The organism is Clostridium sp. AM29-11AC, assembly GCF_003480545.1.
Taxonomy (GTDB): Bacteria; Bacillota; Clostridia; order Lachnospirales; family Lachnospiraceae; genus Otoolea; species Otoolea saccharolyticum_A.
On the sequence record NZ_QUJI01000010.1, the window covers coordinates 23,424 to 44,937 of the forward strand.

17 protein-coding genes and 7 tRNA genes are annotated in these 21,514 nt (G+C 51.4%); all 24 read right to left on the minus strand.

Translation table 11 applies throughout. From position 1 onward, the window contains the following. Positions 1-238 precede the first annotated feature (238 nt). Positions 239-1,960, minus strand: a complete 1,722-nt coding sequence (gene ptsP / locus DW757_RS09015; protein WP_118751528.1) for a phosphoenolpyruvate--protein phosphotransferase — start codon at positions 1,958-1,960, stop codon at positions 239-241. A 30-nt stretch (positions 1,961-1,990) separates the two neighbouring features. Next, on the minus strand, positions 1,991-2,254 hold the full coding sequence (locus DW757_RS09020) for an HPr family phosphocarrier protein (RefSeq protein ID WP_015572938.1): 264 nt from the start codon (positions 2,252-2,254) through the stop codon (positions 1,991-1,993). Between the two features lie 63 nt (positions 2,255-2,317). After that, the gene (locus DW757_RS09025) at positions 2,318-3,703 is read right to left on the minus strand and encodes a CdaR family protein (RefSeq protein ID WP_118751529.1); all 1,386 of its coding nucleotides are present in this window, start codon (positions 3,701-3,703) and stop codon (positions 2,318-2,320) included. Then, complete coding sequence (gene cdaA / locus DW757_RS09030) at positions 3,684-4,556, minus strand: diadenylate cyclase CdaA (RefSeq protein WP_118751530.1); 873 nt, start codon at positions 4,554-4,556, stop codon at positions 3,684-3,686. The genes DW757_RS09025 and cdaA overlap by 20 nt, the downstream gene beginning before the upstream one ends. Before the next feature lie 27 nt (positions 4,557-4,583). Further along, entirely contained in the window at positions 4,584-5,531 is a 948-nt protein-coding gene (locus tag DW757_RS09035) for a hypothetical protein (RefSeq protein ID WP_008397452.1), read from the minus strand. Beyond that, positions 5,528-5,956, minus strand: a complete 429-nt coding sequence (locus DW757_RS09040) for a hypothetical protein (protein ID WP_015544985.1) — start codon at positions 5,954-5,956, stop codon at positions 5,528-5,530. The genes DW757_RS09035 and DW757_RS09040 overlap by 4 nt, the downstream gene beginning before the upstream one ends. 234 nt (positions 5,957-6,190) lie before the next feature. After that, entirely contained in the window at positions 6,191-7,411 is a 1,221-nt protein-coding gene (locus tag DW757_RS09045; protein WP_008397454.1) for an ABC transporter permease, read from the minus strand. Then, positions 7,405-8,307 carry an ABC transporter ATP-binding protein gene (locus DW757_RS09050; protein WP_015572934.1) on the minus strand — a complete coding sequence of 301 codons (903 nt, stop codon included), beginning with the start codon at positions 8,305-8,307 and terminating at the stop codon, positions 7,405-7,407. Before DW757_RS09050 ends, DW757_RS09045 begins: the two co-directional genes overlap by 7 nt. Continuing rightward, on the minus strand, positions 8,304-9,764 hold the full coding sequence (locus tag DW757_RS09055) for an efflux RND transporter periplasmic adaptor subunit (protein ID WP_243033546.1): 1,461 nt from the start codon (positions 9,762-9,764) through the stop codon (positions 8,304-8,306). The genes DW757_RS09050 and DW757_RS09055 overlap by 4 nt, the downstream gene beginning before the upstream one ends. A 286-nt stretch (positions 9,765-10,050) precedes the next feature. Continuing rightward, complete coding sequence (nth, locus tag DW757_RS09060; RefSeq protein WP_008397458.1) at positions 10,051-10,686, minus strand: endonuclease III; 636 nt, start codon at positions 10,684-10,686, stop codon at positions 10,051-10,053. A 248-nt stretch (positions 10,687-10,934) separates the two neighbouring features. Beyond that, positions 10,935-11,005: transfer RNA gene (locus DW757_RS09065), tRNA-Gly, on the minus strand. A gap of 331 nt (positions 11,006-11,336) precedes the next feature. Then, positions 11,337-12,701: an NCS2 family permease gene (locus DW757_RS09075; RefSeq protein WP_015572930.1), complete on the minus strand. Its 1,365-nt coding sequence runs from the start codon at positions 12,699-12,701 to the stop codon at positions 11,337-11,339. Positions 12,702-12,819: 118 nt separating this feature from the next. Further along, a complete protein-coding gene (gene hypD / locus DW757_RS09080) occupies positions 12,820-15,195 on the minus strand; it encodes a trans-4-hydroxy-L-proline dehydratase (protein WP_118751532.1) in 2,376 nt (791 codons plus the stop codon). A 120-nt stretch (positions 15,196-15,315) separates the two neighbouring features. Beyond that, positions 15,316-16,245 (minus strand): glycyl-radical enzyme activating protein, encoded by a 930-nt coding sequence (locus DW757_RS09085; protein WP_118751533.1) that lies wholly within the window; start codon positions 16,243-16,245, stop codon positions 15,316-15,318. Positions 16,246-16,319: 74 nt separating this feature from the next. Then, positions 16,320-16,392 (minus strand) — tRNA-Lys (locus tag DW757_RS09090). Between the two features lie 11 nt (positions 16,393-16,403). Continuing rightward, a tRNA-Gln gene (locus DW757_RS09095) sits at positions 16,404-16,476 on the minus strand. A gap of 20 nt (positions 16,477-16,496) precedes the next feature. Then, a tRNA-His gene (locus DW757_RS09100) sits at positions 16,497-16,570 on the minus strand. Positions 16,571-16,611: 41 nt separating this feature from the next. After that, positions 16,612-16,685: transfer RNA gene (locus DW757_RS09105), tRNA-Arg, on the minus strand. 105 nt (positions 16,686-16,790) lie between these two features. Beyond that, positions 16,791-16,861 (minus strand) — tRNA-Gly (locus tag DW757_RS09110). A gap of 7 nt (positions 16,862-16,868) precedes the next feature. Then, a tRNA-Pro gene (locus DW757_RS09115) sits at positions 16,869-16,943 on the minus strand. 401 nt (positions 16,944-17,344) lie between these two features. Beyond that, positions 17,345-17,839 carry a metallophosphoesterase gene (locus tag DW757_RS09120; RefSeq protein WP_008397469.1) on the minus strand — a complete coding sequence of 165 codons (495 nt, stop codon included), beginning with the start codon at positions 17,837-17,839 and terminating at the stop codon, positions 17,345-17,347. After that, on the minus strand, positions 17,836-18,444 hold the full coding sequence (gene rdgB, locus DW757_RS09125) for an RdgB/HAM1 family non-canonical purine NTP pyrophosphatase (RefSeq protein WP_015572927.1): 609 nt from the start codon (positions 18,442-18,444) through the stop codon (positions 17,836-17,838). The genes DW757_RS09120 and rdgB overlap by 4 nt, the downstream gene beginning before the upstream one ends. Positions 18,445-18,554: 110 nt before the next feature. Next, entirely contained in the window at positions 18,555-20,330 is a 1,776-nt protein-coding gene (locus DW757_RS09130) for a lectin like domain-containing protein (RefSeq protein WP_182433285.1), read from the minus strand. Further along, positions 20,320-21,492, minus strand: a complete 1,173-nt coding sequence (locus DW757_RS09135) for a class I SAM-dependent RNA methyltransferase (RefSeq protein WP_118751535.1) — start codon at positions 21,490-21,492, stop codon at positions 20,320-20,322. The genes DW757_RS09130 and DW757_RS09135 overlap by 11 nt, the downstream gene beginning before the upstream one ends. Positions 21,493-21,514: the final 22 nt, after the last annotated feature.

Below are 21,514 nucleotides of genomic sequence, written 5' to 3' on the forward strand. Positions count from 1 at the left end.
CTCTGTCTGTTTCCAAAGAGTTTTTTTGGAAAATCCTTAAATTTCCCCCCAAAGCAAAAGGCTGCATAATTATAGTTGTACCAGTTACAATCATAATTATGCAGCACCTCTTTTCTTTCATCCCTCATCCAGGCAGATTTTTGCAGGCCGCTTTCAGCAGGCCCGAACCTGCCTGTTCTCTTTCGTCAGGCAGCTCCCGTCATGTTCTGCCAGACTTTGTCTGGCAGATTGTCATCCTCTACAGGAAATTCTTCTCTGTGAATTCCCTCATAAAGCTCTCAATCTCGGAGGCAGTCACAAAACTCATAGCCTTGTCCGCCATCTCCTGAAGCTTTCTGCTGTCGCACTCTGTGATCATCTTTCTGGCCTTCAGGACGGCAGAAGCGCTCATGCTGAACTCATTTAATCCGAACGCCACTAACAGCGGGATCATCAGCGGATCGCTGGCCGCCTCCCCGCACATTCCGACCATGATGCCCTCTTTCCTTCCGCACTCGATAATATGGCGGATGCTTCTCAAAACAGCCGGATTGAAGGTGGAGTACAGGTAGGATACCTTATCGTTTCCGCGATCCACAGACATGGTGTACTGGGTCAGATCATTTGTGCCGATACTGAAGAAATCTACCTCCCTGGCAAACACGTCAGCCATCAGAGAAGCTGCAGCCGTCTCTACCATGATTCCTACCTGAATGTCTTTATTGTAAGGGATTCCCTCCTGTTCCAGCTCGTCCATAATCTCGTGAATCAGAGCCTTTGCCTCACGGTACTCCTCCACGCAGGTTACCATCGGAACCATAATCTTGATGGCTCCGAATGCGCTGGCACGCAGCAGGGCGCGAAGCTGCGGACGGTAAATGTCATCCTTCCTGTCAAGGCAGAAGCGGATTGCCCGATAGCCCAGGAATGGATTTTCGTCCTTTTTCAGCCCCATGTAAGGAATCTCCTTATCGCCGCCTATATCCAGCGTTCTGATAATTACCGGCTTTCCGTTCATGGCAACAGCTACTTTCCTGTAAGCCTCAAACTGCTCCTCCTCTGTGGGCATGGAGGTGCGATCCATAAACAGGAACTCTGTGCGGAACAGTCCGATGCCCTCCGCGTCATAGGAAAGCACACGATCCACATCCTCCGGCCGCCCGATATTGGCTGCCACCTCTATCTTTACGCCGTCCTTTGTGATTGTCTCCCTGCCGACATATTTCTTAAGCTCCTCCTTCTCAGCCAGGTAGGAAGCCCTCTTTGCCTCATACTCTGCCTTTACGGACTCTTCCGGCTTCACGAAGATCTCTCCGCTCTCTCCGTCCAGGATAATCTCATCGCCGTCGGCTGCCTGGGACAGAATGCCTGCGGCAGCCACTACAGCCGGGATCTCCAGCGCCCTGGCAAGAATGGCTGAATGGGAGGTGCGTCCTCCCAGCTCTGTCACGATTCCCGTTACATTTTCCGGATTGATTCCGGCTGTAACAGAAGGAGTCAGATCCTCTGCCACCAGTACACTTCCCTTGGGAAGCGCCGATACGTCCACAGACTTGACGCCCAGAAGCACCTTCTGCATTCTGGTCTTGATATCTCGCATGTCGGCAGCCCTCTGCTGCATCAGTTCATCGTCCATAGATGCAAACATATCCGCGTACATCGTGCATACGTCCTCGATGGCCGCCTCACTGCACAGCTTTTCGCTGTCGATCTTTCCCTCTATCTCCATGGTCATCATCGGGTCCTGCAGAAGCATCAGATGACCATTTAAAATCTCAGCTTCTTTTTCTCCGATTCTCTCTGCCATATCGGCAGCCAGGGCCTGTGTGTCCTCGATGCTCTTTTCCACAGCCTTTTTAAAACGCTCCTTCTCTGCCGCAGCATCAGCCACTGTATCGCGCCTGATTACGAGAGCCTCTTCTTTAAGAATTACAACCTTTCCAATGCCGATGCCGGCAGATGCTCCTGTTCCTGATGCCATTTTCTTTTTCCTCCTTCTATCTGAGGGCTGCTATTCGCCCAGACCGTCGTTGACTGCCTTTAACATGGCGGACAGCGCCTCTTCCTCGTCTTTTCCCTCACAGATGAATTCAATCTCATCCCCGCATTTAATGCAGGCCCCCAGAACACTCAGCACGCTTTTTGCATTCGATGAACTGTTTTTATAATTGAATGTTATCTGAGACTGGTATTTCACCGCCTCGTTGCAGAGAATTCCCGCCGGTCTCAGATGGAGCCCGCTGGTATTCTTAATTTTTACTTTTGCTTTAACCATAAAACTTCTCCTGTGTTATTTCCTTCCGGCCTTTGGCGAAAGTACATGACTTTCGCCGCCGCTTTATTCCTGTCCGGCCTCTGTGCCTCTGTCTGCGCCTGCTGTCCCGGACTGTTCCGATTCCTGAGTTCCCTGTTCCTCTTCATCTTGCGTTCCCGATGCAGTGTCTGCCGAGGAATGAGCCGTCCTCTCTGTGACTTCCACTGTCACCGAAGGAATTCCTATCATTTCATAGGCCTCGTCCAGCTGATACTTGAGAACTGCCGTATGGATTCCCGGCGTCATGCCCAGCACATCCAGCGACAGGTTCATCTTATCCGGAGACAGACTGTCCAAATCCTCTTTCAGTCCGCGCACGGTAATCCTGACCTCAGAGCCCTGCAGCTCATAGCTGTAGCCGTCAGAAGCTCCTGTCATTTCAATATCTTCCTGATCTACCGTGTAAACTCTGTTCTGCAGAGGCTCTACCTGGAGCGTTACCTTCACAACCGTGTTGTCCAGTCCGGCCAGCTCAAGCCCTGCCGGAAGATAATCTGCCAGATCAATCTCGCATTCTTTGTCGGCTGTGGCTCCTTCCACAGAGAGCTCCGGACTCTGAATTGGAAGGGTGTTCATATTGGCCAGCACGGAGCGCAGGCCTGCCACGGAAACGCTCGTCACACCGCAGTCAATTCCCGTCATCCTGTAGCCGTCAGCCACCTCCCCTGACACCTGGAAGTCAAGGGCAAGGGTCTTTACCCTCAGCATCGTCATCTCATAAGAGATATCTCCGCCCAGGATTGTAACCGTATCGCCTAAGGGCAGCTCATTATCATTGGCATCATAGAATTTCGGGGATGCCGTTCCAGACACGTCACTGTCCTTTCCCTCCACATCAATCTCAATTCCCACACTGCTGATCTGCCCGATCAGGGATACCGGGCCTCTCACATACACATAGTCGGGATTCATTTCCACCTGGCCAGGGGCATATTCTCCGTCGCCAGCCGGAGTTCCCGTTATGTGATAGGTCAGAGAAAACCGTTTTGTCTGAAGCTCTTCAGTCTTAATATGGACAACTCCTGGCGCCTTTACCTCATACTTGGCTCCTGCGAAGGCCGCATTCCCCACCAGGTACTCCTCGTCGTTCAGAATCTCTACGGTAACCGGAACGGCTCCCGTCACCGTGTAGAGATCGGCCAGATCCGCATAGGCCCTGAAGTCATCTGCGCTGAACCGGTAGATATCACGGGCCCTGGCGCTCACCTGCACCGTCACAGTGCTCTTTCCGTCAATCTGGTACGTCAGATTGGAGCTTTCCAGAACTGACTCATTTGTGATCGAGACAGGCACTTCCACACTCTTTGTCTGAACCGGGTTTGCCACATTCACAACGGCGAGCCACACCAGGAAGGCACAGAGCAGCGAGATCAGCTTAAGTCCTGCATTTTTAGTCAGCTTTTCTTTCATTCTTCCGCCTTCCCTTCCAAATCTTAAACCTGGCAGCAGTCGTCTCCTCCCTCTTCACTGCTCTGGACAGAATTTCCTTCAGCTGTTCCGCATCAGAGACACGGATCAGCCTTCCTCCTGAGGCTACGGACACACGGCCTGTTTCCTCTGAAACTACAAGAGTCAGGCTGTCAGTCACTTCGCTGATTCCTACAGCCGCCCTGTGGCGCGTGCCCAGATCCTTGCTGATGTCCATATTGTCGGACAAAGGCAGATAACAGGTAGCAGCTGTCACCCGGTTTCCCCGGATCACCACTGCTCCGTCGTGAAGAGGGGTGTTGTGCTCAAAAATATTGATCAGGAGCTGGCTTGTGATGATTCCGTCCACCTCGATTCCGGTGCGCTCCACATCGCTCAGAGGGGTTTCCATCTCAATTACCATGAGAGCCCCTGTCTTAACCTTGCCCATCTCAAAGCAGGCCCTTGTCAGCTCATTGATTGTCTTCTCGCTGAAGTTTTCCTTCACCTTGCCGTCGTCATTGGCAAACAGACCGGTCAGAACATTCTTGCTCCCCAGCTGTTCCAGAGCGCGTCTGAGTTCCGGCTGGAATATAATAAGCAGTGCGGTGATGGCAATATAGGATGCCTTACCCAGCAGCCAAAGGATGGTGTCCAGTTCCAGTACGGCAGCCGCAAACGCAAACGCACAGATAAAAAGGATCCCCTTTAAAAGTGCCCATGCCCTTGTGTTCTTAATCCAGACCAGAACCTCGTAGACTACAAATGCAATAATTACAATTTCCAGAAGGTTTTTTAATGTCATATTCGGGACAAACGCGATCCACGAATACAGCTCTTTCAGATATTCTGCCATACTCTCACCTCCTTTTTTCTTCCTTCATCAATCCCTGCGCTTTGGGGTTCTTCTTGTGTTAATTCTCTGTACCTTCACATCCGGCTTGGAAACTGCGATTTTCGGCACAGCCTTCACATAGTAGTAGTAATCATCGTCCTCAAACTGGACATACTCCGTCCGCGTGTAATCCACCGCAAAGACAAAGAAGTGATAGACCACTGCGATTAGAGCCGATACAGCCATGCCCACTGTAATCTCCAGTATGGACACTGATACATTGAACCGGAAGTCCCCGATAAAAATTACCAGAAGCTGGGCAATTATACCGGCCGCGATTGCGATCCCCCATGCGTAATTCACTGACATGCTCTTTATAATATGCACGATCAGGATGCAGAGTGCCAGTGCAGCCATCATCACCAGCATGGCCTGATTGGTGACAATACTCTTTACAAGCTGTATCACAAGCTGTGTAAGCTCTGTCTGAGCACTGCCGGCCAGAACGCTGGCATTCTGCTTTACGTAAAGGATCACGTAGTAGATAAATGTTCCGCAGCATACCGGAATAACCGAAAGCATGTTTCCTCCCAGTCCCACCAGAAGGGGAACCGCAAACGGGATCTTCAGGAAAAACATAATCGGCGTCACCAGCAGCAGCACGCTGTCCCCCGGCTGAAAGCCATAGTATAAGAGCACCACGACCATCAGGAAAATCAGCGTGATCACCGCCACCTCAAGGGAGATGGAAAAAAGCTGGGCCATGAGGAAGCCTCCGGCCAGAAATGCCGTCACCCCATATGGTACAGCCGCTCCTACAAGCCCCATTACCACCGCCACAAGGGGAGAGCTCAGTTTTTCCACGAATCCGGTGTTCTTTCCTATCAGATAGAAAGCGGTAAACGCAACGATAAATTTCAGGATCGGAATCACAATCTGGCTGTTCTTCGCATAAAATATCCTGAGGCGCTCCTTGAATACAAGCAGTCCCATCATACCCTCCTGTCCTCCTTTGCCAGAGTTCTCGAGCGGTTCTGATAGTCGTACCGCTTGTCAAGATGTTTCAGTTTTGCCGTGTAAAGCCTGATATTCTTCGACGCGTAGTCGTAGCGCCTCGAATAAACGGCATACACCAGCCCCATATACAGGGCCAGCCCAATGACATAGTAAATCACGAAGCCTCTGATAAGACCAAGCATCCCCTCAAAGGAGAGAGTGCTCAAAAACTCTTCCATGCTGTAGATCAGCCAGATGCAGAGAATTGCCGCGCAGCTTATGGTGTAGCTGAAAAAACCGCGTATCATATTGCGGCTGATATAATCGCTCTTGAAATAGTTTTTGCCGGAGTTCATGGCCTTTCCGTTCTTTTTTTCAAACATGGCCATATTTGTCATAAGTCTGATTTTCTCTTCATTGAGCATATACCCACTCCCTGCTGTAATTAATTATATCGCTTTATTATATCATACAATTTTGTAAATATCGAGTGGCTATAAAAATTTTCATAAATTCGTAAATTTCCTTTCATTCGTCCCACATAAAAAAATCTGGGGTGGCGGGTCTCATGCAGCCTGCAAAAAGCGGCAGGCCAGAATCTTCTTTCATCTTCTTTCGCCTGCCGCCTCTTCTATAAATTTTAGCCGTTCTCTGGGTCCCTATTCATAGCGGAGTGCGTCGATGGGGTTGGCCAGCGCCGCCTTTCTGGCCGGGTAGAGGCCGAAGAAAATTCCGACCACTGCAGAAAACGAGACGGCCAGAATCACCACCGTCGGTTTTACCACCGCCTGAACTCCCAGAGCTGCTCCGGCAGCCATGACAAGACCGGAGCCAATCAGAATCCCGATCATCCCTCCGCAGGCTGACAGGATCGCAGATTCCGTGAGAAACTGTACCATAATATCCCGGGTTCTGGCTCCCAGAGCCTTCCTGATTCCGATTTCCCTGGTGCGCTCCGTCACTGACACCAGCATGATATTCATAATGCCGATTCCCCCCACTAACAGGGAGATCGCAGCGATTCCTCCCACTGCCGCCGACAGCCCTGACATGAGAGAATCCACCTGACCCATCTCCTCCATGGCAGTCTGCACCAGCCAGTCCTCCGGCTCCCTGTTCTTAAGCTTTGCCACATAGAAGGCCAGATTGTCGTAAAACCGGGTCAGTTCCTGGGAGGTCATGGACTCATCCGCATACAGACGGCAGCCGTAAAACCGGTCATTGGGCCAGGTCAGAAGCGTCCACGGGATAAAGGCCGCCCCTCTCTCCTCGCTCACCCCCATCATCAGCTTCTGGAAGGGGCTCATCTCCTTCTCATAGACTCCCACCACCGTAAACTCCTTTACCTCCCCGAACAGTACAGTCCGAAACTGCCTTCCCACCGCATTGTCTGTGTGGAAGAAATTTCTGGCCGTATCAACGTCAATCACTGCGTTTTCCTTTCTCCCCTTAACGTCAGCTTCGTTCAGATATCTTCCATATAAAATATCTACCGGCTGGACATCGATGTAATTGCAGTCAATTCCCTCATAGTCAAACTCCATCTTGTCCGCCCCTGAGACGGCCTCGGCCGAGGTACTCATGGAGCTGTCAATATAGGCAATCTGGTCCCCAAATACATTCTTAATTTTCTCCAGATCATCCATGGTAAAATAGTCGCTCTCCCTCACATCATCCACCCAGTAGCCGATGGACACATAGGCCTGCGTCACTCCCACATCTCTGTACAGGCTGGAAAACAGCTCTCTCATGGTGTCTCCGATGGAAACGATGGAGATAACGGAGCCGATTCCTATAATGATGCCCAGCATCGTAAGAAAAGAGCGCAGCTTGTTGGCCCGCAGGGCAGAGAAAGCCATCTTCATATTTTCAATTAACATTCCTCCACCTCCTTCGGCGTATCCTCCCGGCCGGTCCTTCCTCTCCTCTCGTCGCTTATGATCCGCCCGTCCCGGAAGCGGATAATGCGTTCCGTGAAGGCTGCTATATCCTCCTCATGGGTGACGACAACCACCGTAGCCCCCTCCCTGTGAAGCTCTGAAAAGAGCTCCATAATCTCCAGAGAAGCCGCCGTATCCAGGTTTCCGGTGGGCTCATCCGCCAGAATCAGAGGCGGATCATTGGCAAGGGCTCTGGCAATCGCCACCCGCTGGCGCTGGCCGCCGGACATCTCATTTGGCATGTGCTCCGTCCTTGCCCCCAGCCCCACACGTTCCAGCAGCCGTATAGCCCTCTCCCTTCTCTCATGCTTGGGTACATGGGCGTAGGTCATGGGAAGCTCCACATTCTCTCTGGCCGTGGTTCTGGAAATCAGGTTGAAAGACTGGAATACGAAGCCTATCTTCTGATTTCTGATCCGGGAAAGCATCCTGTCATCCATGGCGTTGATATCAATGCCGTCCAGGTAGTAATGGCCGATCAGAGGCCGGTCCAGACAGCCCAGGATATTCATAAAGGTAGATTTGCCCGAACCTGACTGTCCCATGATAGCGACAAACTCGCCTCTTTTTATGGTCAGGTTTATATTTCTGAGGCCCACAACCTTCATAGCTCCTGTATCGTATATCTTGCACAGATTTACAACTTTGATCAGCTCATCTGTCCCTGTCCCGGCTGTCCGTCCGTTTTTTCTCCCGGCTGCAAACAGCGTCCCGGCTTTCCGGGCCGCTCTCTCTGCTGTCTGGCTGAGCTTAAATCCCCTGCTTCCAGGACAGAGCTGTCCCGCCGTATTTTCTCTTTTTTTCTTTTCCTCACAGCTCTTTTTTGCTCTTATCATACCGGCACCACTTCCATTCCCTCGGAAAGTCCCTCAGGGGACAGAAGCACGGTCATTCCCTCTGTCAGCTCCTCCCCTGCAGCTGCAGCAATCTCCGTTTCCAGATCGCTCTCAACTCCAGTGGTCACAGGGATAAGATGAACCAGGTTCGTCCCCTCCTTCAAAACTGCAATCTGTTTTCCTCCATCCTCCTCCGTAAGAATCGCAGAGGAGGGAATTTTAAATACATCTTCAGCCCTCTCCGTCACCACCGTGGCCCTGGCTGTGATCCCGGCAATCAGTCCGCTCTTCGGATCATCAATGGTCACAGTAGTGGGAACTACACGTTCCGTGGACCCGCTTCCCACCTTCTCCTCTCCTGTGGGGGAGATGGAGGAAACCGTTCCCTTAACCGTCCTTCCGTCCAGAATATCAGCTGTGATTTCTACCGGAAGTCCTACAGAAATATCTCCCACCGAATACTCGCTGACCTGGAGCTCCATCTCAAGCTGATCGAGGTTTTCCACAATGAACATGGGCTTTTCATCCTCCGGCTTGTCCGCAAACTGTCCCACCTTGGAATTCACACGCACCACCGTTCCGGCTATGGGACTTTTCACCTCTGTTTCCTCCAGATCCTTCTTCTTCTGATCCAGCTCAAACTGGGCAGACTGTACCTTCAGCTCATAGGACTTATCCGGCACTGCCTGGCCGTTTTCCACAGTATAGCTCTCCATCTCTCTCCTGGCATCATTCAGCCCATTGCTTACAGCCTCAAACTCAGCCGAGGAGACAGCGCCTGACTCAAACAGCACCTTGTTTCTGTCGTAATTCAGCTTGGCTGTGTTGTAGTCCTGCACCGCCTTCTCATAGCCGTTTCTCGTGTCGCGGATATTTTCATTGTACTCGCTGACAGCCAGCTCATAGGAATTCTGGGCAATATCCACTTCCTTCTGGGCATCTGTGCGGTCCAGAACAGCCAGAACCTGGCCTTTCTCCACGCGATCGCCCTCCTTTACCCGGATTTCCAGAACCTCGGCGTGGAGATTGGAAACCACATCTGCGCTGTCTGTACCGGAAATCGGCCCTGTCAGAGACAGGGTAGAAACCACATCTCCCCTCTCCAGCGGCATAGACGCCACCGCCGGCGCGCTGCTTTTTCCTCCTGCCAAAGCCCGGAGCACGAGAACTGCCGCTGCCACGGCCAGAACTGCCGCACCGCACTTTTTCTTTTTCGGAGACCAGTTCCTGATATTTTTTACAGCTGCCAGAGGAGAGCGCCTCTTCTTTTTTTGCTCCTGGGGCTGATTCAGGAGCGTCTCCAGCTCCTGCTCCATCTCCTCCTCACTTTTTTCTTCTGCAAACATGGCTTTCTCTGTGCCGGGTTTCATTTCTGTGCCTCTGTCCTTTTCTGATTTATCCCTGCTGTCCGCACGGCCCTTATTCTTTATTTCTTCCATCTGACTTTTATACCTCATTTCTGCTTCCTGCCCCTCCAGCTGATTCTGCTCCTTCAAATGATTCTGTTCCTTCTGGTTTTCCTGTTCTTAAGAAAGCTGCCCTCTGCCCTGCCTCTCATGGCAGTCATAAGCCTTCTATTTTTTGAAACGAGCCATGTGAGCTGATAACTTCAAAAAATTTGCAGTTTGATCTGAAAAGTCTTCGCTGGCAAAGTTTCACAGGAGGGGAGCTGTTCCTGCTTTAAATGAAAGGCACCAGTTCTATCCTCAGCGTGCCGTCCTCTGTCAGCACTGCCCGTTTTCCCTATACGCCGTTCTTGGCACATATATCTGCCAGACAGCACCTGTCGCAGTGGGGCTTCGTTCTCGCTGTGCATATGTCCCTCCCGTGGTAGACAAGGCGGTGGCAGAAATCGCTTCCCTCCTGAGGCGGAACCAGCTTCCAGAGCGCCATCTCCACCTTTTTAGGCTCCTTGATTCCGTCCACAAGTCCCATGCGGTTCACCAGCCGGATACAATGGGTATCGGTGACTATCGCCGGCTTCCCGAACACATCTCCCATAATCAGGTTCGCGCTTTTTCTCCCCACGCCGGGCAGAGACAGCAGGGCGTCAAAGCTGTCGGGAACCCTGCCGTCAAATTGATCCCTGAGCATTTTCATGCAGGCGCTGATATCCTTTGCCTTGCTGTGCCCCAGGCCGCAGGGCCTCACAATCGCCTCAATTTCCTCCACCGGCGCCTCTGCAAGGGCGTTCACATCCGGAAATTTCTCATATAAATCCTTTACCACCACATTCACTCTGGCATCTGTGCACTGGGCTGCCAGACGGACGCTGACCAAGAGCTTCCAGGCGTCATTGTAGTCCAGTGTGCAGTCCGCATCCGGATATTCCTTCTTTAACCGGTCAATGATTTCCAGAGTAAGTTCTTCTTTTGTCATACTATGGCTCCTTTCAGAGTATTTTTAATTTTTTCTATTTTACGACAATCTGTGGAGAAAATAAAGAATTTTCACATGAATCTTAAAAAACAAGAACCGGTACTGAGAGGCATGTGGCTGCACCCTGCATCCGTGCTGCAAAAGTGCCGAAAACATACTCCTTAATACTGTAATATTTTTTCAGGCTGCAAAAGCAAAACCCCTGTAAATAAAGGAAAAATCCAGTATTTACAGGGGCAAATAAAAAGAGCAGATAACGGGAGTCGAACCCGCCTTTCCAGCTTGGGAAGCTAGCGTTCTACCGATGAACCATATCTGCATAGTGCTAGTATACCACTTTTTCGCATTTATTCAAGCAGAATTTTCAAATTTTTTATGCTTTTTACCAAATTTGTTTGCACTGTCTGTCACAGCTGCTCTCTGCAATATGATATGATACTGTTTGCAAAAAAAAGAACTCTTTTTTCTCATTTCATCAGCAGCACGATTGAGCATAACGTGGATTTGTCTGCTTTTCCTGCCTGTACCTGCTCTGCCCTGAGGAGAGCCCGGCCGGACAGTCATCCGGACGGGTCCTCAGCCAGAGCCTTCCCTGAAAAGTAAAGCAAAGCTTTTCCTCTGCCTCAGGAGACAGCCGCCGCAGCTCCATTTTAGAGGAAAATATACTTCAGCACAAACAGAAGCGCCAGCACATACATCAGCGGTGTATTCTGCCTGGCTTTTCCTGCCAGAAGATGAATCAGCACATAGGAGATAACGCCCATGGCGATTCCCTCGGAGATGGAGTACATGAACGGCATGGCAAAAATGGCAATAAAGGCCGGGATGGCCTCCACCAGATTCTCCCACTCAATCTTTACCACCTGCTGCATCATCAGGAATCCTACCACTACAAGAGCCGGAGCTGTGGCAAAGGACGGGATCGCCAGAAAGACCGGTGAAAGGAACAGGGCAATCAGAAAGAGTCCACCTGCTACAATCGAGGTCAGTCCCGTTCTTCCTCCCTCCGCAATGCCGGATGAGGATTCCACAAATGTTGTGATGGTGGAGGTTCCCAGAACAGCTCCCACTGTCGTTCCGACGGCATCTGCAAACAGAGCTCCCTTGATTTGCGGCAGTTTTCCATCCTTATCAAGCATGTCTGCCTTGGATGCGCAGCCGATCAGAGTCCCCAGGGTGTCAAACATGTCCACGAACAGGAATGCAAACATAACAACCACAAAGTTCAGCGTTCCCACAACGGAGAAGTCCAGCTTCATGAAAGTGGGGGCCACACTTGCCGGCATGGAGAACACTCCGCTTGGGAAAAGGCTGTAGAATCCGGCCTCCGGATTCGGAACGTAGAGCCCCACAGCCTGGCAGATCATTCCCAGAATCCAGGTGGCGAGGATTCCGATCAGAATGTTTCCCTTCACTCTCTTTATGAGAAGCACCGACGTAATGATAATTCCGACTAAAGCCAGAAGAACGGTGATCCCCTCTGACTGAAAGGTTCCGGCCTCCACAGAGCCGCGGAAAGAAAAGACCGTGACAAGGGTGGAAGAATCCACCACAATGTGGGCATTCTGCAGGCCGATAAACGTGATGAAAAGGCCGATTCCCACTGCCACTGCGATCTTGAGGGTGGCCGGAATCGCATTGAAGAGAGCCTCCCGGACATTGGTGAGGGAGAGGATGATAAAAATAATTCCCTCCGCAAACACAGCCGTCAGGGCAACCTCCCAGCTATACCCCATGCTTCCGCAGACCGTATAGGCAAAATAGGCATTCAGTCCCATACCGGCAGACAGCACAAAGGGCAGATTGGCAAACAGCGCCATCAAAAATGAGGCAAGGGCTGAAGCCAGAGCCGTCGCAGTAAATACTGCCCCTGAATCCATCCCGGCGCCTTCCGGGCCCAGCATGGACGGATTCACTGCCAGAATGTAGGCCATTGTCATAAAGGTGGTCACTCCGGCAATCACTTCTGTCTTGACATCCGTTCCATGCTCCTTGAATTTAAAAAACTGTTCCATACTCCTATCCTCCTGTGAAATTTTCCGTATTCTCCCCTCTATTCAGCAGAAAATACGGCGTATTAAAGGAAACGAACTCTATTGTAACAGATTTCACAGGAAATTGACAGCACATTCTCTAATTAAAGCTCTGCTCCGTCCTCGCGATGATCTCGTCCTGAAGAGCCCTGCTGAGATTCCGGAAATGGTCACTGTAGCCGGCAACCCGGACGATGAGATCCCTGTAGTCTTCCGGATGCTTCTGAGCCTCCAGAAGCGTCTGGCGGTCAATGACATTGAACTGAATGTGGTGGCCGTCCAGGTTGAAATAGGTGCGCACCAGGTTTGCCATGTTGTCGAGCCCCTTCTCCCCGGCCACATTGGAGGGAGTGAATTTCTGGTTCAGCAGAGTTCCTCCTGTGCTGATCTGATCCATCTTGGACGCTGAGCGGATCACGGCCGTCGGCCCGTGGACGTCTGCTCCCTGGCTCGGTGAAATTCCCTCTGACAGCGGTTTCCCAGCCAGCCTTCCGTTTGGCGCAGCCTCCATCACCTCCCCGAAATAGACATGGCAGGTGGTGGGAAGCATGTTGATCCTCCACTGGCCTCCCCTGCTGTTGGGCCTTCCGGTTACGGCTTCCCGGTAGCTTCTGAACACTTCCTTCATAATTTCGTCTGCATAGTCATCGTCATTTCCATACTTGGGCGAGCGGTCTGTGAGCAGGTGGCGGATCACCTCGAAGCCTTCGAAATTGCGGTGGAGCGCCTCCATCAGCTCTCCCATACTGATGTCCTTTTTCTCAAACACATGGTACCGGATCGCTGCCAGAGAATCGGTGATGGTTCCGATCCCCACTCCCTGCAGGTAATTGGTGTTATAGCGGGCTCCTCCGGCGTTGTAGTCCATTCCCTTTTTAATGCAGTCGTTTGTGATGATGGACAGGAAGGGAGCCGGCATGTAGTTGGCATAGATGGCCTCGATCACGTTGGATCCCTTCACCTTTATGTCAATAAAATACTCCATCTGCTTTTTGTATGCCTCAAACAGCTCCTCGTAGGAGCGGAAATCCTCCGCATTTCCCAGCTTCAGGCCCAGCTGTTTTTTCGCAACCGGATCCCAGCCATTGTTCAGGGTAATCTCAAGCACCTTCGGGAGATTGAAATAGCCGGTCAGGATGTAGGCCTCATTTCCGAAGGCTCCTGTTTCCACACAGCCGCTGGTGCCTCCCCGCCTGGCGTCATCGATGGATTTTCCCGCATTTAACAGCTCCTGGATAATCTCCTCCGTATTGTAAAAGGCTGGCTGTCCCCATCCCTTCCTGGAAATCTCACAGGCCCTTTTCAGAAATTTCTGAGGGGTCTTCCGGCTGATCTGCACATTGGAGCTGGGCTGAAGCAGGCGCATCTCATCCATACAGTCCAGAATCAGATAGCTGACCGGGTTTACCCCATCCTCTCCCTCCGGCGTGATTCCCCCTGTGTTGATGTTGGCAAAGTCGGTGTAGGTTCCGCTCTCCTTCAGAGTCACGCCCACCTTGGGAGGCGCCGGCTGGTTGTTGAATTTTACCCAGAGGCATTCCAGAAGCTCCTTGGCTTTCTCGTCATCCAGGATTCCTTCTTTTACATCCTTTCTGTAGAACGGATACAGATGCTGGTCAAGGCGCCCCGGGCTGTAGGCGTCCCACGGGTTCAGCTCTGTGGTCACTCCCAGGTGGACAAACCAGTACATCTGGATCGCCTGCCAGTAGGTCTCTGGCCTGTGAGCCGGAACTACATCGCAGTTTTCAGCGATCTGAAGAAGCTCCTGCCTCCTTATTTCATCCCTCTCCTGCTTTGCCATCTCTCTGGCAAGGGCCGCATACCTTCTCCCCAGAGTCATAATCGCGTCACAGCAGATACTCATGGCAGTCAACTGCTCCCGCTTTTTCAATGCCTGCAGATCGCCGGCATAGTCCAGAGCATCCAGGGCATCCTGAATGTCCTTCTTATAGTCCAAAAAGCCTTTCTGATAGATTTTTTCCGAGCCAACTGTATGTCCCGGCCCTCTCTGCTCCATAAATTCTGTGAAAATTCCTGCGCTGTAGCATGCCTTCCACTCCTCGGACATAGACGAGAGAATCCTGTGTCGGATGGAGCGCTTCTCCCAGAAGGGAATAATCTCCTCCTCCTGGATTTTCAGATCCTTTTCCGTCACCTGAAAGGAAATCAGCTCCCTGTCGTTCATGATCCTCATGTCCTCCACGGTGTGGCAGCACAGCTCCGGGAAGGTGGGCGCAGACTGAGGGCCGTCCCCCTTCTCCCCTACGATCAGCTCCCCGTCGCTGATGCACAGCTTCCGGTTCTCCATAAAATGCAGAAAAGCCAAAGCTCTCATCTCCGGCACAGAGACAGAGCCCTCATACTTTTTATAGGCCTCTGTTTCCAGCACTGCCCGCTCCAGGCAGATTCTCGGCTCCGTGTTTTCGCTCTGTCTTCTGAGCATTCTGATGCGCTCATTCATTCCTCTCTCTTCCATTCTGCTCCTCCTCCACTGTGTATGATCGATTCTTTCTTTATATAAAAAGCCTTTTCAGGATAATTCTGTGTGCAGTGTTTTTCCTTTATGAAAGCATCCTTCCGGACTGTCCCTTACGGCCTATCCGCCGATCTGTACCTCTCCCTCCCGAAAGCCCGCCTGCAGCCAGAGGGCCTTCAGCTCCTCCATCCGCTCTCCCGTAGGAACGGAAAATTCCATGCTCTCGGCTCCAACCCGCACAGCCTTGTCTTTTCCTGTGTTGTGGTAGGGCAGCAGGCTGATCTTAACGGGCTTTGCATATTCCTTTACGAAACGGATGATTTTTCCCATCTCCTCATCGTCTCCGTTGACTTCGGGAATGACGGGAACTCTTGTATGGACTCTGGCTCCGGCAAGGGTCAGGTTCTTGAGATTTTCCAGGATTCTCTCGTTGGAAACGCCTGTGTATTCCCGGTGAAGCTCAGGCGTCACAGCCTTAATATCGTACAGGAAGGTATGGATATAGGGAAGCACCCGCTCAAACCTCTCGAAGGGAGCCTCCCCGCAGGTATCCATATTGACAGGGATTCCCTCGGACTGCAGCCTCACAAGAAGGTTCTCCATATAGTCCATATCCTGAGCCATAGCCTCCCCGCCTGACAGAGTGACTCCGCCGCCGGAATCCTCGTAAAACTGGCGGTCCTGCCTGAGGATTCTCACCAGCTCCTCCGCCTCCATCTCCTCCCCGACGATGCTCCTCGCATTGGAAATACAGAAGTCGGTACAGCTTCCGCAGGCCGTGCAGAGAGCTCTGTCTGTGACAGCGATTTTCTGCATTCCGCCTTCCTGTACTTTTACTGCAATACCCTTCTCCGGACAGACCGCAGCGCATCTTCCGCAGCCGGAGCACCGCTCGGAAAAGAACATCAGCTCCCTGTTCCAGGATCTGCTCTCCGCATTGTGGCACCACCTGCAGGAAAGGGGACAGCCCTTGAAAAATACAGTTGTCCTGATTCCGTCTCCGTCGTGGACGGAAAACTTCTGAATATTGATAATAAGAGGTTTCTTCATATCTGCCCTTCTTTCACCGTGATACAAAAATAGCGGAAAACCTTTTTTAAAGGTTTTCCGCTTACTTTCAAGGATGAGGCATCGGGGATTCGAACCCCGGACAACTTGATTAAAAGTCAAGTGCTCTACCGACTGAGCTAATACCCCATAGCTGTAAACTGGGCTAGTTGGATTCGAACCAACGTGATGCAGGAGTCAAAGTCCTGTGCCTTACCGCTTGGCGATAGCCCAACAAAACCCTGTTCAGGGAAGGTGGGTATAGGGATTCGAACCCTAGGCCTCCAGAGCCACAATCTGGCGCGCTAACCAACTGCGCTATACCCACCATAAAATGAATCCGAAGGGAGTCAATCCTTTCGGATTCGACGAGCCTGAAGGGATTCGAACCCCCGACCCACGGCTTAGAAGGCCGTTGCTCTATCCAGCTGAGCTACAGACTCATATTTTTAATTGTGTAGACTGCCAAACCAGTTGACATTTTCACTTTTTCCTGCCGCTGACGAACCGCCAACTGCTTTTGTGCATCTGCTTTCGCTTCTGCACAGAGCGGGTGATGGGAATCGAACCCACGTATCCAGCTTGGAAGGCTGGTGTTCTACCATTGAACTACACCCGCATATCCATCGGGGTGACAGGATTCGAACCTGCGACTTCCTGGTCCCAAACCAGGCGCTCTAGCCAAACTGAGCCACACCCCGTCATCCGATATGGATGCTTTTTTATGGAAGCTTTCTTTCAGAAATTTTTTCTGAACCGCTTCGTTTCAAGCAAGGATTATTATATACTATGGCAACCCTAATGTCAACATTTTTTGCAGGTTTTTGCGTCTAATTTTAACCCATATTTTACCAGTTTTATCTGAAAATTGTAGAGTCAATTTTCAATATAGCTCCTTTTTTCATGTTATACATGACTGTTTTCATAAATTATTCTTTTTCCTGTTCTCATCCTCCCGTGCCCGTCAGGAGACTTTTTTCTTCAATTTTTTCTCCTCTATCAAATTAAAAGAGGAGAGCTGTGCGCTGCGCTCCCCCCTCCTGTTTGCTTCTCTGCCTGGCAGATCTTCTTTTTTCCTTTTTTTACTTTCTTTACGCATGTTCTACAGAAAACAAATCTGGAAAGAAGCCTTTCCCGAGCCGTCCACTTCCATAATCATGTAGCTGGGCCTTCTTCCCTCCTGGCGGGGGAAGGACAGGCTGCCCGGGTTCAGAACCGTGATGCCGTTCCTGTCTTCCAGAAAAGGCTTGTGGGTGTGTCCAAACATGGCGATATCCACGCCTCTGGAGCGCGCTTCTTCCTCCAGACGCTCCGGCCCGACCGACACACTGTAGAAATGGCCGTGTGTGAGAAATGCCCGATACGGCCCTATGGAAATCTCCTTTTCCCTGTCAAGGCAGGAAAAAAAGTCGTTGTTCCCGAGAACCATGTGCACCTCACAGTTCTGGTTCTGCTCCAAGCACCAGGATGTAATCAGTTCTTCACTGCCCTCGCCGTCCCCCAGATGAATCAGCATATCAAACGGAGCTGTCTGTTCTATCACCTCCTGTAGATTTCCGTTGCGGCGGTGTGTATCGCTCACAATTAAAATTTTCATTTCTCCATTCCCCCAAGTGCCTCTTTCAGTTTTTCCTTCATCAGCTCCAGGGCCTTTCCCCTGTGGCTGATCTTGTTTTTTTCTTCTATGTCAAGCTCTGCGGAAGTTTTCTGATATTCCGGCAGATACAGAATCGGGTCATAGCCAAAACCGCCGCTGCCGGCAGGCTCATAGGCGATCCTTCCCTCCATGTACGCCTCTGTGAGAAGCTCCCTGCCGTCCGGCAGCACAGCTGCGATGGCGCAGGCAAAGCGCGCGCTTCTCTCCTCCTCCTTTGCCCCCGCAAGGCGCTCAATCAAAACACGGTTTTTCTCCGAATAGGAGGCATCTGCCATATACCTGGCAGAATAGACGCCCGGCTCCCCGCCCAGATAATCAATGACAAGGCCCGAATCATCCGCCAGAACCAGCCCTCCTGTTTTCTCCCACACTGCTCTGGCCTTGATAGCTGCGTTTTCCGCAAACGTCTTTCCGTTCTCCTCAATATCGCCGTGAAATCCGGCCTCAGCCATGGAAATAACCTCCATTCCCAAATCTCCCAGAATCAGGCGGATTTCTCTCAGCTTTCCCTGGTTGGATGTCGCAAAAATAAGTTTTTCTGCCATGTCTCTCCTCCTGTACTTTACTCCATATTTTTCCGCAGATTCCAATTTACTGTCTCTGCTTTACGGCTCTTTTGCCTTTATTTACTGTTTTTCCTTTGTATCGCTCCCGTTCACTGTCCCCTGACAGTCCTGGTGTAGGCTTTCAGGCACACATTGCAGCTCTGCTCGGTTTCCACCCGATCCCAGGCAGTTCCGCGAAGGCTGATATAGCCTTCCCCATCGCTTAAATCCACCTGCGTCGGCAGGTCAGGCCCATTGTACTCGATGGCAACGGGATGGACAGAACCCGGTGTGCGGATACTCACAATCACTGCGTAGCGCTCTCCCTTTTTCAGATCCACAGGGTGTTCAATATCTATGGTATAAAAGCCGGCGTTCTCTATCCTGCCTCTGGCCACGGATTTCCTTCGCCCGAAATCAGCGCTTCCGGAGGCATCATTTACCACATAAACCTCGTACTGGGTATCCTGATCGGTAGCATAAAAGCCGACGGCGCACAGCTCTTCATCCTCCCTGGCCTCATAGATATTTGCAAAGAAGGCCTCCTCTTTCCCGTATCCAAGCTGCCCTACCCAGCCGCACAGATCGGTCTGGTAAATGTGGTCGTAATTGTCCGGGGTGTCCACGCGGCTGTAAAGAATATTGTGAATTCCGATGTTGGAATCATAGTAAGACACGTAAAAGTATCCCTCGTCCCCGAACGCTCCTCCCCAGCTGTTGGCACAGATAAAAGCCCCGTCTCCTTCCGGAGGAACCGGAAAATTTTCTTTCGGATAGCGATCATCCCAGCCGATAATTACAACATCGTGGTTGGGTTTTCTGTTTCCCGCATAGCAGTAGGCTCCTTCTTCCTTATTATAATACTCTGAGTTTTCCTCCCCATCGGCCATGGAAGTATAGAGAGAACTCTGCACCCCTCCCGTAAAATAGACGGCTCTCTTGATTGCCTCATAATCCTTCTTCGGCAGGACCTGTATCTCCTGAACGTGGCGCACCGGAGTAAGGCCAGGCGGCGACCAGCTGTCCCCGTAGGGATCGTCCTGTTCCAGCACCGGTCCCTGCCAGGCCAGAAGATAGGCCATGGACATGGTGTACTCCCCGCCGTCGTTCTGGTTCATGCGGAAACTGTTCCTGATGGACATGTGATCCTCAGAAAAGTCAAAGGATTTTTCCGGCAGCAGCCGGCTCTCCAGAGCCATCAGTGAGGCAAAAGCCCAGCAGGTTCCAAGGCTTCCCTGGTTTTTCACCGTCGGTGCCCTCCCTCTCAGCCTGTAGTCGTAAACCTCCGGAAGCTCCTCAAGCTCCGGCCTTAAACCGGTGAAGGAGAGAATATTCTCATCTGGCTCCCAGCTCATCTCATAAGAAAATGCTTCCGAGACTGCCTGGGCAGAAACCCACAGTTCTCCCTCCTCTTTCGTGATAGCATCAGACAGAGCCACATCCCGCTTTTCGGACTGTTCCATCCCCTCGAAAACGCCGGTCTGACCTGCATGGCTGTCCTTTTGGGAAGCTTCTGTCACTGTCATCCGCTTTTCTCCCATGATGATTTCTGCCCTTACCATATTTTTCTCCATAACCAGAGAGGTCTGTCCGTAAATGTGTGCAGTGCAGGAAAAAACCTCTGTAAGCTCTGAGACAGGGAGCAGAAAGCTGCCGGTGGCCGTCATGACAGCAGGGTGTGACATCTTTTTCTCTTCACCGTCCACAAAAATTCTGATTCCTTTTCTGTTGGCCTCCTCAGACACCATTTCGTACCATTCCTCCGGATAACTTCCGGCAGTTTCTCCCTTCTTCACATCCTCCACAGAAGAAAGAACGCTGAAATTCAGCGCACAGAAAGCTGTAAAAATCACCGTCAGCAATAGTACAAACTGTTTACTCCTCAATCTTCTCTCCCGCCTTCCGCCTCGGCGGCTTCGGCCCCAGGAACTGATAGAAATACGTTTTCATCATTCCATTGTAAATCTTCCTGTTTTTGTCCGCCTTCCTTCCAATATACTTTTCTGTATTTTCATAGGAAGTAATCAGGTACATGGACCAGGAATCCAGTTCCCTGAACCTTTCTCCAATCTGGCGGTACAGCTCAGGCAGGTTCTTTTTCTCCTCAATTCTCTCGCCGTAGGGCGGGTTGGAGATAATAAAGCCGTATTTTTTCGGATGGCTAAGCTCTGACACCGGACGCTGCTGGAAATGAATCAGGTGATCCACTCCGGCCCGCTTTGCATTCTCCCTGGCAGCCCGCACGATCTCCCCATCCACATCGTAGCCCTGGATGTCCACCTCCACACTGTCATCAAGCAGCTCTGTGGCCTCGTCCACAGCATTGTACCAGTGCTTCCTGGAAACCAGGTTTCTCCAGCTCTCAGCCAGGAAGGAGCGGTTCATTCCCGGAGCCATATTGGCCGCAATCATGGCAGCCTCAATGGGGAAGGTTCCGCTTCCGCAGAACGGATCCACTAAAATTCTGTCCTTTTTCCATGGAGTCAGAAGGATCAGGGCTGCAGCCAGCGTCTCCGTGATAGGAGCCTTGCTGGTCAGCGTCCGGTACCCCCGTTTGTGGAGTGAATCACCGCTGGTGTCAATGCCGATTGTCACCTGATCTTTAAACAGAAATACCCGAAGCGGGTACTGGCTCCCTGTCTCCGGCAGAAGCTGCTGCCCCAGATCATACTCCTCCTGAAGTCTCCTCACAATAGCCTTCTTCATAATCTTCTGAATATCCGAAGGGCTGAACAGCTTGCTTTTAATGGAAGACGCCTTGGCCACCCAGCACTTGCCGTCCCTTGGTATGTACCGCTCCCACGGGAGTGCTCTCGTCTTTTCAAACAGCTCGTCAAAGGTCACTGCCGTAAAGCTGCCCACCTTTAAAAGCACTCTCTCTGCTGTCCTGAGAAATACATTCGCCCTGGCGATGGCCTCCGCATCCCCCTCGAAGGTTACGCGGCCATCTTCCACCAGGGTGATCTCATAGCCTAAATCGGTGATCTCTTTTTTTAAAACTGCCTCCAGGCCGAAGTGGCAGGGGGCAATCAGTTCAAATCGCTCCAAAACTGTTTCCTCTTATCTTTCT